The organism is Desulfatiglans sp. (assembly GCA_012513605.1).
Classification (GTDB): domain Bacteria; phylum Desulfobacterota; class DSM-4660; order Desulfatiglandales; family HGW-15; genus JAAZBV01.
Window position 1 is genome coordinate 1 of sequence record JAAZBV010000139.1, and the last position, 2,221, is coordinate 2,221.

Annotated in this window: 4 protein-coding genes; all 4 read left to right on the forward strand. The window is 35.5% G+C overall.

Annotation, left to right across the window (positions count from 1 at the left end):
- The coding region (locus tag GX654_19195) for a hypothetical protein (protein ID NLD38991.1) at nucleotides 1-908 on the forward strand (908 nt) is incomplete at its 5' end.
- A 16-nt stretch (nucleotides 909-924) separates the two neighbouring features.
- The gene (locus tag GX654_19200; GenBank protein NLD38992.1) at nucleotides 925-1,362 is read left to right on the forward strand and encodes a hypothetical protein; all 438 of its coding nucleotides are present in this window, start codon (nucleotides 925-927) and stop codon (nucleotides 1,360-1,362) included.
- 180 nt (nucleotides 1,363-1,542) lie between these two features.
- Nucleotides 1,543-1,899 (forward strand): hypothetical protein, encoded by a 357-nt coding sequence (locus tag GX654_19205; protein NLD38993.1) that lies wholly within the window; start codon nucleotides 1,543-1,545, stop codon nucleotides 1,897-1,899.
- A gap of 65 nt (nucleotides 1,900-1,964) precedes the next feature.
- A partial coding sequence (locus tag GX654_19210) for a hypothetical protein (protein NLD38994.1) occupies nucleotides 1,965-2,221 on the forward strand: 257 nt, incomplete at its 3' end.

A 2,221-nucleotide genomic window follows, 5' to 3' on the forward strand; every position in this document is an offset into this window, starting at 1 on the left:
AGCTTGACAGTGAATATGAGCTGTATAACTACAACGCCAGGCTCTATGACCCTGTCATGAGCAGGTTTATATCTCCGGATACAATAATCCCTGATCCATATAACCCGCAGTCTCTTAACAGGTATTCTTATTGTTTGAATAATCCATTGAAATATGTTGACCCGAGTGGTAATTATGCAGGCGTTTATGCACCTGGTTCTAACCCATGGAGCAGTGTAGATTGGTGGAATTCATTCCCTAGCACCCAGGGTAATGAGAGTCTTTTTGGGCTTTTAGCTGGCCCTGCTCTCTGGGAATTGTACCAAAAGGGGTATGTAGTTCGCTCTCGTACTGCTACTCTAACATCAGGACCGTTAATGGATGATTTCTGGAAAAAGATCGATGATATAATATTTACATCAAAAGAGTTTTACCTTATGGTTGTACCTAATGTTGATCAATTCATGTGGGATTTGAACGGAAACTCCTCTATTAATCTTAATGGTGGCAGCATAAACTCTAGTTTAATGTCAGCTCTAATAGAATTTACTAGTGAAACTAACACTACGTTAGAAGCAACATCGAAACGCGGAACAACAAGAAATCTTCCTGGTGACAGCAAAACTAGTCAACATTATACTGGAAATGCAATTGATTTTAGGTTGTATGATAAAAATGGTAAAATGCTATCAAATAAAGAAACCGCAGATCTAGCGCGCCAGTCACAAAAATTTACTGGAATTGAAATAAGTGAATTGGGAAAAGGATTTGTTCATGTTGATTTGCGAACTGATTCCAGGTATTCTACTTCAAATCCTCTTCTTATGGAACAGATTGGTATTAACCCATATAGATATAATTATATGAATGGGTCAGAATTTTGGAAAAATTATGAACAGGGTAAATATTTAAAATATCCAACTTACTAATAAACTAGGAGGTTATATGAAAAAAATCATTTTGTTAAGTTTATATTTAATTTTTATAAATAGTGCATGTATTGCTGCAGATAATGAAAATCAATATATTACTAATATTGATGAAGTCGATAAAACAATAGAAATATTTTTTAACTCTATGCAGAGTGGTGATGTAAAAAAGTCTTATGAAATGCTAACTGATAATTATAAAAAATTATTCGAAAAAAAATATGGTATGAATTATTTAGAGGCATATGGTGATGAAGCATATCAAGCAGAAACTCATGCACATAGATTTGTAGTATTAGAAAAGAAACTTGAAAATAATGCGATTTATATAACTGCTGAGTATTACTTGAAAAGCTCCGATTCTCCTGACGAAGATGAAAAAAAAGTATTTATCATTAAAATTATTAAACTAAAAAATAAATTTATGATCGATGATATTATTTATCAAGAGTGAATACAGTGTGTAAAAAGGGGACAATGCTATAATCTCCTGTCATCAAGACGAATGCGGGAGGTCCAGAAGATACTAAGAAACTCTGAGAGCTAATGGTAACAAGGCTGTCGAGCAATTATTTTTATGCTTATTTTGATTTAGAATCATGATGATCATCGTCAATAAGAGAGGGAACAGAGTATGACTGCAATCAGCAAAGAAAAGATAATAGGGGTGATTGTTTGTGTTTTTATGTTTGGCTGTATAAGTATCTCAAATGCACAGGAAAAGATAACTGATAAAACATTGATGAACCTTAATTCAGAAGCAAAGGAGTATCTGGAGAAAGGGGACATCAATAATGCAGGCATTAAAATACTTGATACCTATGAAAAGGCAGCAAAGGATAAAGGCAGCTTAAGTCCTGCTGCAACAAAGGATTTATCAGACAACCTTTTTAAGATGGGTGAAGCAGTGCATAAAAAAGATGGGGCTGATAAAGCCAGGAACTGGCTTGAGAAAGCTATAAAAGGAAAAAGGGGTCAAATCTCCGAATAGCTTTTGATAAATATTTGAAAGAGCTAAACGGAGATTTGACCCCTTCCCATTGACCCCTTCCCTACATAAACCTTGTAACAGATGAAACGGGGCAGGTTCTGGAAGAGAATGGTTATCTGCCATTTGGTGGTACACTTTTTAGAAATGAGTACAATGGCGGTACATTTAAATCCGCATACAGGTACACCGGCCAGGAGCTTGACAGTGAATATGAGCTGTATAACTACAACGCCAGGCTCTATGACCCTGTCATGAGCAGGTTTATATCTCCGGATACAATAATCCCTGATCCATATAACCCGCAGTCTCTTAACAGGTATTC

Coding starts and splice junctions, on each gene's coding strand:
- GX654_19205 (NLD38993.1), top strand. CDS start 1,543: ATGACTGCAATCAGCAAAGAAAAGATAATAGGGGTGATTGTTTGTGTT.
- GX654_19200 (NLD38992.1), top strand. CDS start 925: ATGAAAAAAATCATTTTGTTAAGTTTATATTTAATTTTTATAAATAGT.